Consider the following 16,441-nt stretch of genomic DNA (forward strand, 5'->3'; position numbering starts at 1 on the left):
AGTTTCCGGCTTTGACACCATCGTTGGGCTTCGCTGCGCTCTGCACCAACCTACGTTTCGTTAGCGCAACGACTTCGGCGACAACAACCGCAGCCCATTGAACACCACCAGCAGGCTGGCTCCCATATCGGCGAAGACCGCCATCCACAGCGTGCCTTCGCCCATCAACGTCAATGCCAGGAACACCGCCTTGATGCCCAGTGCCAGGCTGATGTTCTGCATCAGCACCCTGTGGGTACGGTGAGACAGACGGATGAATTGCGGGAGCTTGCGCAGGTCGTCGTCCATCAGCGCCACGCCGGCGGTTTCGATGGCGGTATCCGTGCCGGCGGCGCCCATGGCGAAGCCGATGTCGGCGCGGGCCAACGCAGGCGCGTCGTTGATGCCGTCGCCGACCATGCCCACGGGCACGTTGCCGGACTGGCGCCTGCTGATTTCCGCCAGTTTGTCCGCGGGCAGCAAGTTGCCGCGTGCGTCGTCCATGCCCACCTGGCTGGCGATGGCCTGCACCGTGTGCGGGTTGTCGCCGGACAGCATGAGCGTCTTCACCCCCAGCTCATGCAGCTGGCCGATGGCCTCGCGGCTGCTGTCACGCACTGTGTCGGCCACCGCGAACAGCGCCAGCACGGCGTTTTCCCCACACAGCGCCACCACTGTCTTGCCCTGGGTTTCCAGGCCGTCCAGACGCGCTTCCAGGCCTGCCCCGCAAAGGCCGAGTTCCTCCACCAGGCGGTGATTACCCAGGTGGTAGGTTTGACCCTCGATCTGACCGCTGACGCCGCGGCCGGGCAGGGCGGCCAGGTTATCCACAGCGTAGAGCGCGATGCCGTCTGCCTCGGCGGCGCGGGCCACGGCCTGGGACACCGGGTGGTCCGAACGGGCCGCCAGGCTGGCCGCCAGGGCTCGGGCGTCACGCTCATCCGCGTGCAGCAGCTCGAAGTCTGTCTGCCGGGGGCGGCCCTCGGTCAGGGTGCCGGTCTTGTCCAGTGCGATCCAGGCCAGCTTGCGGCCAAGCTCCAGGAAAACGCCTCCCTTGATCAGGATGCCGCTCCGCGCCGCCGCGGACAGGCCGCTGACGATGGTAACGGGGGTGGAGATCACCAGCGCGCAAGGGCAGGCGATCACCAGTAGCACCAGTGCCCGGTACAACCAATCGAGCCAGAGGCCGTCGAACAGCAGGGGCGGGAGCAGGGCGGTGAGTACGGCGATGAGGATCACCACTGGGGTGTAGATGCTCGAGAACCGATCGACGAAGCGCTGGGTAGGCGCGCGCGAACCCTGGGCGGCTTCCACCGCATGAATAATGCGTGCCAGGGTGCTGTCGTCGGAGGCACGGGTGGCGCGGTATTCCAATTCGCCCTCGCCATTGATTGTGCCGGCGAACAGCGGATCGCCCAGGTCCTTATCCACAGGCAGGCTCTCGCCGGTAATCGGGGCCTGGTTGACGCTGGAGCGCCCGCTCAGCACTTCACCGTCCAGAGCGATGCGCTCGCCCGGCCGCACCCGCAGGCGGGTGCCGGGCTGTACCTCACGGGCTGGGCGTTCGCGCCATTGGCCGCTTTCGAACACCGTGGCCTGTTCGGGCGCCAGTTGTAGAAGGCCGCGAATGGCGTCCCGCGCGCGTTCCAGCGATCGCGCTTCAAGGAGCTCGGCAATGGCGAACAGCACGCTGACCATGGCTGCTTCTGGCCACTGACCTATCAGCAGGGCACCGGTGACGGCGATGCTCATCAGTGCATTGATGTTCAGGTTGCGGTTCTTCAGGGCGATCCAGCCCTTCTTGTAGGTGGGCAGGCCGGCGCCGAGGATGGCGAGTATTGCCAGGCCGGCGATCACCCATTCTGGCGCCAGGCCAAACCACTCGCAGGCTTCCGCTGCCAGTGCGGCCAGCCCAGCCAGCGCCAGGGGCCACCAGGGCTTTTTCGCTTGGGCCGGGGCCGTGGCGGAAGCGCCTTCGGCCAGTGGTACTGCCTGCATGCCCAGACTCTCGATCAGACGTTGCAGGGGCTCGACGTCGTCGAAGCGATGGCGTACGCGCAGCAGACGCTGCATCAGATTGAATTCCAGCGCCTCGACTGCCGGGACCTTGCCCAGGGCGTCGCGGATCAGGCGTTCTTCCGTGGGACAGTCCATGGCATCGATGCGCAGGCTGCTCCAGCGAGCTTCGGCGGTAGCGGCGAAGACGGCTAATTCCGGCGTGGCGGAGCGGGGCGCATGGTCATGGTCGTGGCAGCAATGGTGGCTCATGGGTCAATTCCTGTTTGACGCTTCGAGTGGCATTGCACACCCTGTAGCAACTACAGAGTCAAGCGGAGGTGCCGCATGAAGATCGGCGAACTTGCCACCCTCACCGGGTGCCCTGTGGAAACCATCCGCTACTACGAGCGCGAAGGCCTGTTACCGGCGCCCTCGCGCAGCGCGGGCAACTACCGGCAGTACGACACGGTCCACGTCGAGCGGCTGTCGTTCATCCGCCACTGTCGTTCGCTGGACATGACCCAGGAGGAAATCCGCGCCCTGCTGGCCTTGCGCGACCGTCCCGAGGCCGATTGCGGCACCGCCAACCGGCTAATCGAGGAGCACCTGCACCATGTGGAGGTGCGCATCGCGGAGCTGCAGTCACTGCGCGACCAGCTCCATGACCTGCGCGCGCGCTGCAGCGGGGAGGGCGCAAGCGAGGCCTGCGGCATTCTCCGCGAACTGGAGCAACCGGGGCCGCCGCCGGTGACCAGCGAGGAATGCGCGCACGCCGGCCACCTGCACGTACCGGGCGTGCATCGGCGGGGCTGACTTGGCGTGCAACGGTCTAGTGGTTCGTGTTGTCGCGCTGATCACTCAATTGCCGCAGGTAGCGGCGTGAAAGGGCCAGGAAACGGGGCGTCGGCCCGATATCCTCGTACAGCGGGTCGCCCTGTTCATCGGTGGCGACCACCTGGCTGCCCTTGACGTAGGGGAAGCTGGCCTCCAGTTCCTCCAGTGCGGAACCGACCAGTTCTCCAATCAGCTCCTCGACACTGCGCTTGGGGTACATCTCGGCCAGGGCGGCCAGTCGCGCGGCGGACTCCAGGTCCAGGTGAATGCTGTACTCGCTGCGGGTCAGGCGACCCTTGGCGTTCTGCTCCCAATGGCGGACTAGTTCTCGGATTTTCATAGACACCTCATCCTCTTCCCACGTGGTTGTGGGTGGCTTTGAACTCCGGGCGGTCCCTGCCACCCGGGAGTCGTCATTCGTGATGGCGGCTATTGTTCAGACTAGCTCGCAGGCGCCTGGGGATACGCCGTTCGTCGCGCCCTTGTATCTGCATGGCGCTATCGGCAATCTGGAGGTCGAATCCAGCTAAGGAGGGGGAGGCAATGGCCGAAATAGACGCGCGCTTGCGCGAGGACGTCCACCTGCTCGGCGAGTTGCTCGGCGACACCATTCGCGCCCAGCTGGGAGATGCCTTCCTCGATAAGATCGAGCGCATTCGCAAGGGCGCCAAGGCCGCGCGTAAAGGGTCGGCTCAGGGAGAACGCCAGCTCATCGAGACCCTCGACAGCCTCAGCGACGGCGAGCTGCTACCGGTGGCTCGTGCCTTCAACCAGTTCCTCAACCTGGCGAACATCGCCGAGCAGTACCACCGCATCCGTCGGCGCGGCCCGGACGAACCGCAACCCTTCGAAGACTCGGTCCTCGGTGACCTGCTGCAGCGCCTGATCCATGCCGGTCATGGACCGGAGCAGCTGGCCCGGCAGCTCGGACGCCTGGACATCGAACTGGTGCTGACCGCCCATCCCACGGAAGTCGCGCGGCGCACCCTGATCCAGAAATACGACGCCATGGCCGCGCAGCTGGCGGCCCTGGACCATGCGGACCTTAACGAAGCCGAGCGCGAACAGACGCGCCTGCGCCTGCTGCGGCTGATCGCCGAAGCCTGGCACACCGAGGAAATCCGCCGCAGTCGGCCGAGTCCGGTGGATGAGGCGAAATGGGGCTTCGCGGTGATCGAACACTCCCTCTGGCACGCCCTGCCCAACGTGCTGCGGCATGTCGATCAGACGCTGCACGCCGCCACCGGGCTGCGCCTGCCATTGACCGCCGCGCCGGTGCGTTTCGCTTCATGGATGGGGGGCGACCGCGACGGCAATCCCAACGTCACCGCCGCCATTAGTCGCCAGGTGCTGCTGTTGGCGCGCTGGATGGCGGCCGACCTCTATCTGCGCGATGTCGATCACCTCGCCGCCGAGCTGTCCATGCAGCAAGCCAGCGATGAGTTGCGGGTGCGGGTGGGTGTTCATCCCGAGCCATACCGTGCAGTGCTCAAGCAACTGCGCGACCGCCTGCGCGCCACCCGTGCCTGGGCTGAAGCGGCGCTGGAGCGCGAAATCGCACCCGGTGCCGAGGTGCTCAGCGAGAATGCTCAATTGCTGGAACCCCTGGAGCTCTGCTATCACTCGCTACACGCCTGCGGTATGGGCGTGATCGCCGATGGCGCGCTGCTCGACTGCCTGCGCCGTGCGGCCACGTTCGGTCTGTTCCTGGTGCGCCTGGATGTCCGCCAGGACGCCAGCCGTCACGCTGCCGCCCTCGGTGAGATCACCGATTACCTTGGCCTCGGCAACTATGACAAATGGGATGAAGAGGCCCGCCTGGTCTTCCTCCAGCGCGAGCTGGACAACCGCCGTCCTCTGCTGCCTGCGAACTACCGGCCCTCTGCCGATACCGCCGAAGTGCTCGCCACCTGCCGCGTGGTGGCCAACGCTCCGGCAGCCTCCCTCGGCTCCTACGTTATCTCCATGGCCGGGGCGCCGTCCGACGTGCTGGCCGTGCAGTTGCTGCTCAAGGAAGCCGGGTTGCAACGAGCTATTCGTGTGGTGCCACTTTTCGAAACCCTGGCCGACCTCGACAACGCGGGTCACGCCATCGACCGTCTGCTGAGCCTGCCTGGCTATCGTGCCCGGTTGCACGGTCCGCAGGAAGTGATGATCGGCTACTCCGACTCGGCCAAGGACGCCGGCACCGTCGCCGCCGCCTGGGCTCAATATCGTGCCCAGGAACGCCTGGTGGACGTTTGCCGCGAGCATCAAGTGGAGTTGCTGTTGTTCCACGGCCGCGGTGGCACCGTGGGGCGCGGCGGCGGTCCGGCGCACGCGGCCATTCTGTCGCAACCACCGGGGTCGGTGGCTGGGCGATTCCGCACCACGGAGCAGGGCGAGATGATCCGCTTCAAGTTCGGTTTACCGGGTATCGCCGAGCAAAACCTCAATACCTACGTGGCGGCTGTCCTGGAGGCGACCCTGCTGCCGCCGCCGGAGCCAGAGACCGCCTGGCGCGCAGCCATGGACCGCCTGGCTGCGGACGGTGTGACCGCATACCGCGCCGTGGTGCGCGAGCATCCGCAGTTCGTGGAGTATTTCCGCCAGGCCACGCCCGAGCAGGAACTGGGCCGCCTGCCTCTGGGCAGTCGACCCGCCAAGCGCCGCGCCGGTGGGGTGGAAAGCCTGCGGGCGATTCCGTGGATCTTCGCCTGGACCCAGACCCGCCTGATGCTACCGGCCTGGCTAGGCTGGGAAGCGGCCCTGGCCAACGCCCAGCAACGTGGCGAAACCCAGTTACTGGCGCGAATGCGCGAGCGTTGGCCGTTCTTCGCCACGCGCATCGACATGCTTGAGATGGTCCTGGCCAAGGCCGATGCCAATATCGCCGCGCTTTACGACGAGCGGCTGGTGCCTGAAGAGCTGAAATCACTAGGTGCGCAGTTGCGCGACCTATTGTCGCAGGCGGGTACTTCGGTACTGGCTCTGACCGGCCAGTCCGAGCTTCTGGCGCATAACCCGGAGACCCGTGAAGCCATCAGTGTGCGCAATACCTACCTTGACCCCTTGCACCTGCTTCAGACGGAGCTCCTGGCCCGTTCCAGACGCTGTGAAGAGCATGTCGAGGGCCCTCTGGAACAGGCCCTTCTGGTGAGCGTGGCGGGTATCGCGGCGGGGCTTCGCAACACTGGTTGAGGCCGTTTTAGCCCCTACTTCCGGCGTCTTGTGCGCTATAGGGGCGCTGTGTATCTTGAACGTCCTTTTTGGCCCGACAGCGACGCCGAAACCCTATTCTGAGATTGGCCCCATGAGGCAAATCCGACCGATCTGAAAACAAAATCTTTGAGGAGCACATCGATGCGCGTGATTCTGCTGGGGGCCCCTGGTGCCGGCAAAGGTACTCAAGCCGGTTTCATCACCAAGAAGTTCGGCATTCCGCAAATTTCCACCGGCGACATGCTGCGCGCAGCCGTCAAGGCCGGTACCGAGCTCGGCCTGCAGGCCAAGAGCGTGATGGATGCCGGTGGCCTGGTTTCCGACGACCTGATCATCAACCTGGTCAAGGAACGCATCGCCCAGCCCGACTGCGACAACGGCTTCCTCTTCGATGGCTTCCCGCGCACCATTCCTCAGGCTGAAGCCATGAAGCAAGCCGGCGTGAGCATCGATCACGTGGTCGAGATCGCCGTGGACGACGAGGAAATCGTCGGCCGTATCGCTGGCCGTCGCGTACACCCGGCTTCCGGCCGCGTCTACCACACCGAGCACAACCCGCCGAAGGTTGCCGGCAAGGACGACGAAACCGGTGAAGATCTGATCCAGCGCGAGGACGACAAGGAAGAGACCGTGCGCAAGCGTCTCGCCGTGTACCACTCGCAGACCAAACCGCTGGTGGATTTCTACCAGAAGCTCTCTGCTGCTGAAGGCACCCCGAAGTACAGCGCCATTGCCGGCGTAGGCTCGGTGGAAGAGATCACCTCCAAGGTGCTGGCCGCGCTCAGCTGAGACGCTGCCCGTATCTGACCAACGGCCCGCTTGCGGGCCGTTGGCGTTTATAATGCGCGCCTTTTTCTGCGTCTGGACTGATCGATGACCACTCTGCTGGCCCTGGATACCGCCACCGAAGCCTGCTCCGTCGCCCTGCTGCATGACGGCAAGGTGCTTAGCCACTACGAGGTGATCCCGCGTCTGCACGCCCAGCGCCTGCTGCCGATGATCCAGGCCCTGCTGGGCGAGGCCGGCGTGCCGCTGTCGGCGCTGGATGCCATCGCCTTCGGTCGTGGCCCCGGGGCTTTCACCGGTGTGCGTATCGCCATTGGTGTCGTCCAGGGGTTGGCCTTTGCCCTGGATCGTCCGGTGCTGCCGGTGTCGGACCTGGCCGTGCTGGCCCAGCGCGCCCACCGCGAGCAGGGTGTCGATCAGGTGGCCGCCGCCATCGACGCTCGGATGGATGAGGTCTACTGGGGCTGCTACCGCCTGGACGCCGGTGAAATGCGCCTGGCTGGGTTGGAAGCCGTATTGCCGCCCGAGCAAGCGCTGCTGCCGCGTGATGCCAGCGGTGACTGGTACGGTGCCGGTACTGGCTGGGGTACTTTCGCCGCGCGGATTCCGGTTGCGATCAGTGGTCAGTCGCCGAACCTGCTGCCCCACGCCGAAGACCTGCTGAGCCTGGCCCGTTTCGCCTGGGCGCGAGGCGAGGCTGTGCCCGCCGATCAGGCTCAGCCGGTCTACCTGCGCGACAACGTCGCCACGCCCAAGGCGCCGCAGTAGAATTGCGTCAATGAGCCCTGCGCCGCGGATTGCCAAGCCGTGGCCGGGCGGCTAGAGTCCACCCGCAATCATTTCGAAACGCCAGCACTGCCGAGCAGTAATCGATGCGCATCGACGGCTTCACCTCTTCCTTTCCGCTGGAACGCAGCCCCCGCCAGGGCAGCGCGGTCACGCCTTTTCGCGAGATCCAGCGTGAAGAAGAAGCTCGCCGCGAGCAGCCGGGCACCCCGTCCTCGACCCAGGGTTACGAACAGGCTCCCCAGCCCCGCCGCGTGCAGGCCAGCAATGGCTCCGGCGACAGCCTGCCGGTGCGTCCGCAGGATCTGATCCAGCAGCAGCGCAACATGAGCAACCGCGCCGCCCAGGCCATTGCCAGCTACAGCACCACCGCCCGCATGACCGCCGAGTACGACGCCCCCGAAGTCCTCGGTCTCGATCTCTACGCCTGATGCTGCCTTACCATCTGGGCTGCCCGTCCTGGAACGAGCCGGCCTGGCGCGGTAGCTTCTATCCCGCCGACCTGCGTCCTGCCGATACCCTTGGCCACTACGTTCAGGTGTTCAACGCGGTGGAAGGCAATACCACCTTCTATGCCCGTCCCTCCGCTGACACCTTGCAGCGTTGGGCGAATACGATGCCGGAGCGGTTTCGATTCTGTGCAAAGGTGCCCCGCGATATCAGCCACGAAGGCGATCTGCGTGACCAGTTCGCCGCCACGTCGGACTTCCTCAAGCTCCTGGCTCCCCTTGGCCAACGCCTGGCGCCGCTCTGGCTGCAGCTGCCGGCGGCCTTCGGCCCGAGCCGCCTGGGCGAACTGGCTTGCTGGCTGGACGAGTTCCAGCATCAGCCCATCGCGGTGGAAGTGCGAAGCCCGGCCTTCTTCGACAAGGGGGGCGATGAGCGGCTGCTCAACCGCCTGCTGCATGAGCGTGGCGTGGAGCGAATCTGCCTGGATTCACGGGCGTTGTTCAGCGTTCGTTCTCAGGACCCGGCGGTGCTTCATGCTCAGTCGAAGAAGCCACGTGTGCCGGTGCGGCCCACGGCCTTCAGTGGCAGTCCGCAGGTGCGCTTCATCGGTGGGCCGGACCTGGACGCCAACCAGCCATTCCTCGAGCCCTGGCTGAACAAGGTCGCCGACTGGATCGAGCAAGGCCTTACGCCGAACGTCTTTCTGCACACCCCGGATAACCATCTGGCCGCGGCCCAGGCCCTGCGCTTTCATGCCAGCCTGTGCGAGCGCTTGCCTGAATTGCCGGAGCTGGTGATTCCGGAGCCGCCTGCGCAACAACTGGGCCTGCTCTGAGAGTTAGCGGGGGTGCGCGCATCCACAGTTCGCGGGATCACGAAATGACCTGCTTCGCCTTGGGCTAGGCTATCGAACTCTTCCCCATGGATTGCGGAGCCTGCCATGTCCACACAAGCCCAACGCGGTGAAGCCTTCGCCAGTCTGCATCGAGGCCCTGGCGTTCTCGTTCTGCCCAATCCCTGGGACGCCGGCTCGGCGAGGATGCTCGCCCACCTGGGGTTCCATGCACTGGCCACTACCAGTGCCGGCCTGGCGTTCGCCTTGGGCCGAAGGGATGCCGAAGGCAATGTCAGCCGCGACGAGGCCCTGGCCAATGCTCGCGAAATCGTGGAAGCCACATCGTTGCCGGTGGCGGCGGACCTGGAGAATGGTTACGGCGATCATCCCGAGGACTGTGCGGCGACTATTCGTGCCGCCGCTTCCGTTGGATTGGTTGGCGGTTCCATCGAAGACGCCAGTGGGCGTCCGGAAGCCCCCATCTACCCCATGGACCTGGCCGTGGAACGTATCCGTGCCGCAGTTGTGGCCGCTCGCGGCCTTGGTTTTCCGTTCACCCTGGCGGCCCGGGCGGAGAATTACCTTCATGGCCGTCCTGACCTGGACGATACCCTGCGCCGCTTGGTGGCTTATGCTGAAGCCGGTGCCGACGTGCTCTATGCGCCTGGCCTGAGCACTCGAGAACAGATTCACGAGGCGGTGCTTGCCGTGGCACCGCGGCCAGTGAATGTGCTGGTGGGATCGGCCAGTTTCAAGCTGAGCCTGGATGAACTGGCCGAGCTTGGGGTCAAGCGCGTCAGCGTTGGTTCGAACCTGGCGCGCGTGGCTCTTGGTGCCTTCTACCAGGCTGCCGAAGCACTGCGCCGGGGCGACTTGGCATCCATGTCCCATGCGATGCCCTTCGACCGCCTGAACGACCTGTTCAAGCCCTGAGCCTGACTTGCGTCGAATCCTGCTCGGTATCGCGGCGCTGACTGTTCTGCTGGCGCCGCCTGTGGGGCAGGGGTGGCGTCTGGAGTTGCCGCCGCGCTGGAATCCCTGGGCGCCGCTGGATGTGCGGGAAGCGCCCAACCTGATGACCCGCTTCAAGGTCTCTCGCATGCAGGGCCATCCCGAACTTTGCCGACAGGCCCTGGCCAGTTCTCCACTGCGGTATGCGGCATTGCCCGATAGTGCCCCGATCGCCGGTTGTCCTCTCTCCAATAGCGTGCGTATCAGCGCATCCGATCTGACCTTCAGCAGCAGCTTCATCGCCACGTGCGAACTTGCGGTAGCCTTCGCCCTATTCGAGCGCCATGGCCTGCAGCCCGCTGCTCAGCAGGTATTCGGCCAGCGAGTGACGCGCATCGACCACCTGGGAAGCTTCGCCTGCCGCAACATCGAAAGCAGCCAGCGTCGGAGCCAGCATGCGTCGGCCAACGCGCTGGATATCGCTGGCTTCCGACTGGCCGACGGTCGCCATATTTCGGTGGCCAGGGATTGGGCTGGGGAGGGAGACAATGCCCGATTCCTTCGTGAGGTGCGGGAAGCAGCCTGTAAACACTTCAAAGTGACCCTCGGCCCGGATTACAACGCGGCTCATCGCGACCACTTCCATCTGGACATGGGGCGATTCCGCATGTGTCGCTGAGACGGGCGCGAAACTGCGTCACCGGTCTGGCAGAATGCGCGGGTTTTTACCGGTCAGGCGATTGCGTCCATGAGTGAAAATTCTGTCAGGGTGAGGGCCGAGGCCCTCGAGCCGGCTTTTACCGAAGCGCTGGATGTTTGGGCTGCGCGCCTGGGCCTGACGCGCGAAGGTGAGGCGGAGTTCGCCCTGCAACTGGGCGGCGAGGGTCTGCAACTGCTACAGCTCGGGCCGGACTCACCTGGGCCGGTGCGGGTGGATTTCGTCGAGGGCGCCGCTGCTCACCGGCGCAAGTTCGGTGGTGGCAGCGGGCAGATGATTGCCAAGGCTGTCGGCGTGCAGCCGGGCGTGCGCCCAACGGTGCTGGATGCCACGGCCGGGCTTGGTCGCGATGCCTTCGTCCTGGCGACGCTGGGTTGCGACATGACCCTGATCGAGCGTCAGCCGCTGATCGCCGCCTTGCTGGAAGATGGCCTGGCTCGCGCCGGTCATGACCTGGAAACGTCGGCCATCGCTGCACGCATGCGCCTGCTGCATGGCAATGCCATCGAGCTGATGCGCAATTGGCAGGGTGAGGCCCCCCAGGTCATCTACCTTGACCCGATGTTTCCGCACCGCGACAAGAGCGCCCTGGTGAAGAAGGAAATGCGCCTGTTCCGTCCCCTGGTCGGGGACGACCAGGACGCGCCGGCCCTGCTGGAGGCCGCCCTGGCCCTGGCCAGTCACCGGGTCGTGGTGAAGCGCCCGCGCAAGGCGCCGATCATCGAAGGCGCAAAGCCGGGTTATGCGCTGGAAGGCAAGTCCAGCCGCTACGACATCTATCCGAAGAAGAAGCTCGGGGCCTGAGCTACAGCGTTGGCTCCAGCGCAAGCATCACGCTGGACCACCGCACCCCGGAAATCAGGGCGCATACGCCCTGATGAACAGCTCGACCACTTCCTTTACATGCTCTTCGGCTTCTTCCCCTTCCAGGGCTGTCGCGCAGCCAATCAGCATGCGGAAGTTGTGCCCGCCCTTGATCAGGCAGAAGAAATGCTCGGCAGCGTTCTGCGGGTGGTCAATGCGTAGCTTGCCGGCCTGGTTGGCGTGCTCCAGCAGCCCGGTCATTTCCTGCAGGATCTGCAGCGGTCCCGCCTCGTAGAACATGCGCGACAGCTTCTGATCCTGGTTGGCCATGGCCACCATCACCCGGTGCAGCTCCAGGGATTCCCGGCTGTTGATCAGCTGGTGGAAGCTGCGGCCGATGTTCAGCAGCACATGCTCGATGCTGGCGTCCGCCGGCAGCTCGAACAGCAGCTCCGGCAGCTGCTCCTCGCATTTCGCCTTAACCGCGGCAGAGAACAGCGTCTCCTTGTCGGTGAAGTGGCTGTACACGGTCAGCTTGGACACGCCGGCCTCGGCGGCGATGGCGTCCATGCTGCTGCCGTCGTAGCCGTTCTGTAGGAAAAGATTCTTCGCGGCTTCGAGAATTGCCTTTCTCTTCGCGGGATCTTTCGGGCGGCCTGGGCCGCTAGTCGGAAATGAATTGTCTGACATTTCTTTATAAATACTGGACTGGTGAGTTTGCTATTTTTACTATACCCAGCAGTATAAATATTCCAGCTGCTCTTCGCGAAAGGTCATTCATCATGTTTCGCCATGCCTTGCCCCTCGCTTTGCCCATTTCCCTCTCCCTTTTGATCACGGCCTGCGGTAATGGGGAGCCCGTGCAACAGGTGGTGCGACCGGCCATGGTGGTGCAACCCGAGCCTGCTGCCGATGCGGTGGATACCTTCCCGGGCGAGGTGCGCTCGCGTTACGAGCCGGATCTGGCCTTCCGTATCGGCGGCAAGATCGCCAAGCGCCTGGTGGAAGTGGGCCAGCGGGTGAAGAAGGATCAGGCCCTGGCCGAGCTGGACCCGGAGGACGTGCGTCTTCAACTGGAAGCCAGCCGGGCTCAGGTGGCCGCGGCTGACGCGAACCTCAAGCTGGTGCGGGCCGAGCGGGATCGCTACCGCACCTTGCTGGACCGCCAGATGATCAGCCGTTCTCAGTACGACAACGTGGAGAACCAGTACCGGGCCGGCGAGGCGCGGGTGAAGCAGATCAAGGCCGAACATAACGTCGCCAGCAACCAGGCTGCCTATACCGTTCTGCGCGCGTCCCAGGACGGTGTGATCGCCAGCCGACGAGCTGAAGTAGGACAGGTGGTGGCCGCCGGGCAGACCGTCTTCACCCTGGCTGCCGATGGTGAGCGCGAAGTGGTGATCAGCCTGCCGGAACATGCAATCGATCGCTTCAAGGTGGGTCAGGATGTGGCGGTGGAACTCTGGTCGCTTCCCGACCAGCGATTCCCGGCGCGAATCCGTGAACTGGCGCCAGCAGCAGATTCACAGTCGCGCACGTTCGCCGCGCGGGTCGCCTTCAACGATGGCAAGGCACCCGCCGAACTGGGACAAAGCGCCCGCGTGTTCATCCGCAGCAATGGCTCTGTGCCGCTCTCCGTACCGCTCTCGGCGCTAACCGCCGAGGCCGGCCAGCCTTACGTCTGGATCGTCGACCCGAAAGACTCCACGCTGAAGCGCCGCCAAGTGCGCGTCGGCCCCTATGGTGAGGATCGCGTGCCGGTGCTCGAAGGCCTCCAGCCTGATGACTGGGTGGTGGCCGCTGGCGTGCAGGTGCTGCGCGAAGGCCAGCAGGTGCGGCCGGTGGACCGTGCGAATCGTTCGGTGAAGATGCTGGCCAAGGAGTAAGGCGTCGTGAACTTCAACCTATCCGCCTGGGCGCTGCAGAATCGCCAGATCGTCCTCTACATCATGCTGCTGCTGGGCATCGTTGGGGCCATTTCCTACACCAAGCTGGGGCAGAGCGAAGATCCGCCCTTCACCTTCAAGGCCATGGTGGTGCGTACGAACTGGCCGGGCGCCAGCGCCGAGGAAGTGTCCCGCCAGGTCACCGAACGCATCGAGAAGAAGCTGATGGAGACCGGCGAGTACGACAAGATCATCTCCTTCTCCCGCCCTGGCGAGTCGCAGGTGACCTTCATCGCTCGCGATTCCATGCATTCCAATGAGATTCCCGAGCTCTGGTACCAGGTCCGCAAGAAGATCAGCGACATTCGCCACACTTTGCCGCCGGGAATCCAGGGGCCGTTCTTCAACGACGAGTTCGGTACCACCTTCGGCAATATCTATGCGCTGACCGGCGAAGGCTTCGACTACGCAGTGCTCAAGGACTATGCCGACCGCATCCAGCTGCAGCTGCAGCGAGTCAAGGATGTGGGCAAGGTGGAGCTGCTCGGCCTGCAGGACGAGAAGATCTGGATCGAACTGTCCAACGTGAAACTGGCAACCCTGGGACTTCCGCTCGCTGCCGTGCAGCAAGCCCTGGAAGAGCAGAACGCGGTGGCGGCAGCCGGCTTCTTCGAAACCCCAAGCGACCGTGTGCAGCTGAGGGTTTCCGGCCGCTTCGATTCGGTGAAGGAAATCCGCGATTTCCCTATCCGCGTGGGCGACCGCACCTTCCGCATCGGCGATGTCGCAGAAGTTCGCCGTGGCTTCAATGACCCGCCGGCACCGCGCATGCGCTTCATGGGCGAGGACGCCATTGGTCTGGCTGTGTCCATGAAGGCCGGAGGCGACATCCTGGTGCTCGGCCAGGCGCTGGAAACCGAGTTCGCCCGCCTGCAGCAGAATCTGCCGGCCGGCATGCAGCTGCGCAAGGTGTCGGACCAGCCGGCAGCGGTGAAGACCGGAGTAGGGGAGTTCGTCCGCGTGCTCACCGAAGCGCTGATCATCGTGTTGCTGGTGAGCTTCTTCTCCCTGGGCCTGCGTACGGGCCTGGTGGTGGCGCTGTCCATTCCGCTGGTGTTGGCAATGACCTTCGCCACGATGTACTACCTCGGCATCGGCCTGCACAAGATTTCCCTTGGCGCCCTGGTGCTCGCGCTTGGCCTGTTGGTGGACGACGCGATCATTGCGGTGGAGATGATGGCCATCAAGATGGAGCAGGGCTACGACCGCCTGAAGGCGGCGAGCTATGCCTGGAGCAGCACCGCATTCCCCATGCTCACCGGCACTCTGATCACCGCCGCCGGCTTCCTGCCCATCGCCACCGCGCAGTCGGGTACGGGCGAATACACCCGCTCGATCTTCCAGGTGGTGACCATCGCCCTGGTGGTGTCCTGGATCGCCGCGGTGATGTTCGTGCCCTACCTGGGCGACCGACTGCTGCCGGACCTTGCCAAGCTGCATGCGAAGAAGCACGGCGGCAGCGACAAGGGCCACGACCCATACGGCACGCCCTTCTACCAGCGCGTCCGTCGCGTGGTGGAGTGGTGCGTGCGGCGGCGCAAGACGGTGATCCTGCTGACCCTGGCGGCGTTCGTCGCTTCCATTGCCCTGTTCCGTTTCGTGCCCCAGCAGTTCTTCCCATCCTCCGGACGCCTGGAGCTGATGGTCGACCTCAAGCTGGGCGAGGGTTCGTCCCTGGCCAATACCGAGGTCGAGGTGAAGCGCCTGGAGCAACTGCTCCGCGAGCATCCGGGTGTGGACAACTATGTGGCCTATGTCGGCACCGGTTCGCCACGCTTCTATCTGCCGCTGGATCAACAATTGCCGGCGGCGAGCTTCGCCCAGTTCGTCGTGCTGGCCAAATCCATCGAATCGCGCGAAGAAATTCGCAGTTGGTTGATCCAGGTGTTGAACGACGAGTTCCCCACTCTGCGCAGCCGTATCTCGCGTCTGGAGAACGGCCCGCCGGTGGGTTACCCGGTGCAGTTCCGCGTTTCCGGTGAGCACATCGACGAAGTCCGTGCCCTGGCCCGCAAGGTTGCCGACAAGGTTCGTGAGAACCCCCATGTCGTCAACGTGCATCTGGACTGGGAAGAGCCCAGCAAGGTGGTGCGCCTGAATATCGAACAGGACCGCGCGCGTGCCATGGGTGTGAGTACCGCCGATCTATCGCGCTTCCTGCAGAGTTCACTGACCGGCGCGCCGGTGAGCCAGTACCGCGAGGACAACGAGCTGATCGAGATACTCCTGCGCGGCACGGTGCGCGAGCGCCAGGAGCTGGCCCTGTTGCCGAGCCTGGCGGTGCCCACCGACAGCGGCCACAGCGTGCCGTTGTCGCAGATTGCCACCCTGGAATACGGTTTCGAGGAAGGCATCATCTGGCACCGCAATCGCCTGCCGACCGTTACCGTGCGTGCCGATATCTACGACAAGTCGCTGCCGGCGGGGCTGGTCAAGGATATCTCGCCAACGCTGGATCCGATCCGCGCAGAGCTGCCGGACGGTTACCTGCTGGAAGTGGGCGGCACGGTGGAAGACTCCGCTCGCGGGCAGAAGTCAGTGAATGCTGGCATGCCGCTGTTCATCGTGGTCGTGCTGACGCTGCTGATGTTGCAGCTGAAGAGCTTCTCGCGCTCGGCCATGGTGTTCCTAACCGCGCCTCTGGGGCTGATCGGTGTGACCCTGTTCCTGTTGGTGTTCCGCCAGCCGTTCGGCTTCGTCGCCATGCTCGGCACTATCGCTCTGGCGGGGATGATCATGCGCAACTCGGTGATCCTGGTTGACCAGATCGAGCAGGACATCGCCCTCGGACTGGATCGCTGGCACGCCATCATCGAAGCCACGGTGCGGCGCTTCCGGCCCATCGTGCTCACCGCACTGGCGGCGGTGCTGGCGATGATCCCGTTGTCGCGCAGCGTATTCTTCGGGCCGATGGCCGTTGCCATCATGGGTGGCCTGATCGTTGCCACGGCCCTGACGCTACTGTTCCTGCCTGCTCTCTACGCGGCCTGGTTCCGGGTCAAACCGGCTGAAGCGGAACAGGTCCGGGCGGTACCGGTGCCAGACACCCAGCCCAGCCATTGACGACAAAGGCCCCTCCGGGGGCCTTTTTCATGGGCGTCCCGGTCGATCCTGCCAATCATCAGGCCACTTCTTCCCGAGCTCTTGGCGTTG

14 protein-coding genes are annotated in these 16,441 nt (G+C 64.7%); 11 read left to right on the forward strand and 3 right to left on the reverse strand.

Annotation, left to right across the window (positions count from 1 at the left end; translation table 11 throughout):
• Positions 1–60: 60 nt before the first annotated feature.
• Positions 61–2,247, reverse strand: a complete 2,187-nt coding sequence (locus D6Z43_RS25780; protein ID WP_120654821.1) for a heavy metal translocating P-type ATPase — start codon at positions 2,245–2,247, stop codon at positions 61–63.
• 75 nt (positions 2,248–2,322) lie between these two features.
• Between D6Z43_RS25780 and cadR the strand changes: the two genes are divergently transcribed.
• Complete coding sequence (gene cadR / locus D6Z43_RS25785; RefSeq protein ID WP_028627406.1) at positions 2,323–2,790, forward strand: Cd(II)/Pb(II)-responsive transcriptional regulator; 468 nt, start codon at positions 2,323–2,325, stop codon at positions 2,788–2,790.
• Between the two features lie 16 nt (positions 2,791–2,806).
• Here the strand turns inward: cadR and D6Z43_RS25790 are convergent, their stop codons facing one another.
• Positions 2,807–3,151, reverse strand: coding sequence for a pilin assembly protein (locus tag D6Z43_RS25790; protein WP_120654822.1), 345 nt, complete (start codon positions 3,149–3,151; stop codon positions 2,807–2,809).
• Positions 3,152–3,354: 203 nt separating this feature from the next.
• Between D6Z43_RS25790 and ppc the strand changes: the two genes are divergently transcribed.
• From ppc to D6Z43_RS25830, 8 genes are all read left to right on the forward strand, one after another.
• Positions 3,355–5,991 (forward strand): phosphoenolpyruvate carboxylase, encoded by a 2,637-nt coding sequence (gene ppc / locus D6Z43_RS25795; RefSeq protein ID WP_120654823.1) that lies wholly within the window; start codon positions 3,355–3,357, stop codon positions 5,989–5,991.
• Between the two features lie 162 nt (positions 5,992–6,153).
• A complete protein-coding gene (gene adk / locus D6Z43_RS25800) occupies positions 6,154–6,801 on the forward strand; it encodes an adenylate kinase (protein WP_120654824.1) in 648 nt (215 codons plus the stop codon).
• Positions 6,802–6,885: 84 nt separating this feature from the next.
• Positions 6,886–7,566 carry a tRNA (adenosine(37)-N6)-threonylcarbamoyltransferase complex dimerization subunit type 1 TsaB gene (gene tsaB / locus D6Z43_RS25805; RefSeq protein WP_120654825.1) on the forward strand — a complete coding sequence of 227 codons (681 nt, stop codon included), beginning with the start codon at positions 6,886–6,888 and terminating at the stop codon, positions 7,564–7,566.
• 104 nt (positions 7,567–7,670) lie between these two features.
• Positions 7,671–8,015 carry a hypothetical protein gene (locus D6Z43_RS25810; protein WP_120654826.1) on the forward strand — a complete coding sequence of 115 codons (345 nt, stop codon included), beginning with the start codon at positions 7,671–7,673 and terminating at the stop codon, positions 8,013–8,015.
• Entirely contained in the window at positions 8,015–8,869 is an 855-nt protein-coding gene (locus D6Z43_RS25815) for a DUF72 domain-containing protein (RefSeq protein ID WP_120654827.1), read from the forward strand. Before D6Z43_RS25810 ends, D6Z43_RS25815 begins: the two co-directional genes overlap by 1 nt.
• A 105-nt stretch (positions 8,870–8,974) precedes the next feature.
• Positions 8,975–9,802: an isocitrate lyase/phosphoenolpyruvate mutase family protein gene (locus D6Z43_RS25820; protein WP_120654828.1), complete on the forward strand. Its 828-nt coding sequence runs from the start codon at positions 8,975–8,977 to the stop codon at positions 9,800–9,802.
• A gap of 28 nt (positions 9,803–9,830) precedes the next feature.
• Positions 9,831–10,499 (forward strand): extensin family protein, encoded by a 669-nt coding sequence (locus D6Z43_RS25825; RefSeq protein ID WP_256661053.1) that lies wholly within the window; start codon positions 9,831–9,833, stop codon positions 10,497–10,499.
• 69 nt (positions 10,500–10,568) lie between these two features.
• Complete coding sequence (locus tag D6Z43_RS25830) at positions 10,569–11,342, forward strand: class I SAM-dependent methyltransferase (protein WP_120654829.1); 774 nt, start codon at positions 10,569–10,571, stop codon at positions 11,340–11,342.
• Positions 11,343–11,396: 54 nt separating this feature from the next.
• Here the strand turns inward: D6Z43_RS25830 and D6Z43_RS25835 are convergent, their stop codons facing one another.
• Entirely contained in the window at positions 11,397–12,032 is a 636-nt protein-coding gene (locus tag D6Z43_RS25835; RefSeq protein WP_120654830.1) for a TetR/AcrR family transcriptional regulator, read from the reverse strand.
• A gap of 92 nt (positions 12,033–12,124) precedes the next feature.
• Here D6Z43_RS25835 and D6Z43_RS25840 point away from each other — a divergent pair, with 92 nt between their 5' ends.
• Both D6Z43_RS25840 and D6Z43_RS25845 read left to right on the forward strand, forming a co-directional pair.
• Positions 12,125–13,228, forward strand: a complete 1,104-nt coding sequence (locus D6Z43_RS25840) for an efflux RND transporter periplasmic adaptor subunit (protein WP_120654831.1) — start codon at positions 12,125–12,127, stop codon at positions 13,226–13,228.
• Between the two features lie 6 nt (positions 13,229–13,234).
• On the forward strand, positions 13,235–16,351 hold the full coding sequence (locus D6Z43_RS25845) for an efflux RND transporter permease subunit (protein ID WP_120654832.1): 3,117 nt from the start codon (positions 13,235–13,237) through the stop codon (positions 16,349–16,351).
• The last annotated feature ends 90 nt before the right edge of the window (positions 16,352–16,441 follow it).

The sequence above is a fragment of the Pseudomonas sp. DY-1 genome (genome assembly GCF_003626975.1).
Taxonomy (GTDB): domain Bacteria; phylum Pseudomonadota; class Gammaproteobacteria; order Pseudomonadales; family Pseudomonadaceae; genus Metapseudomonas.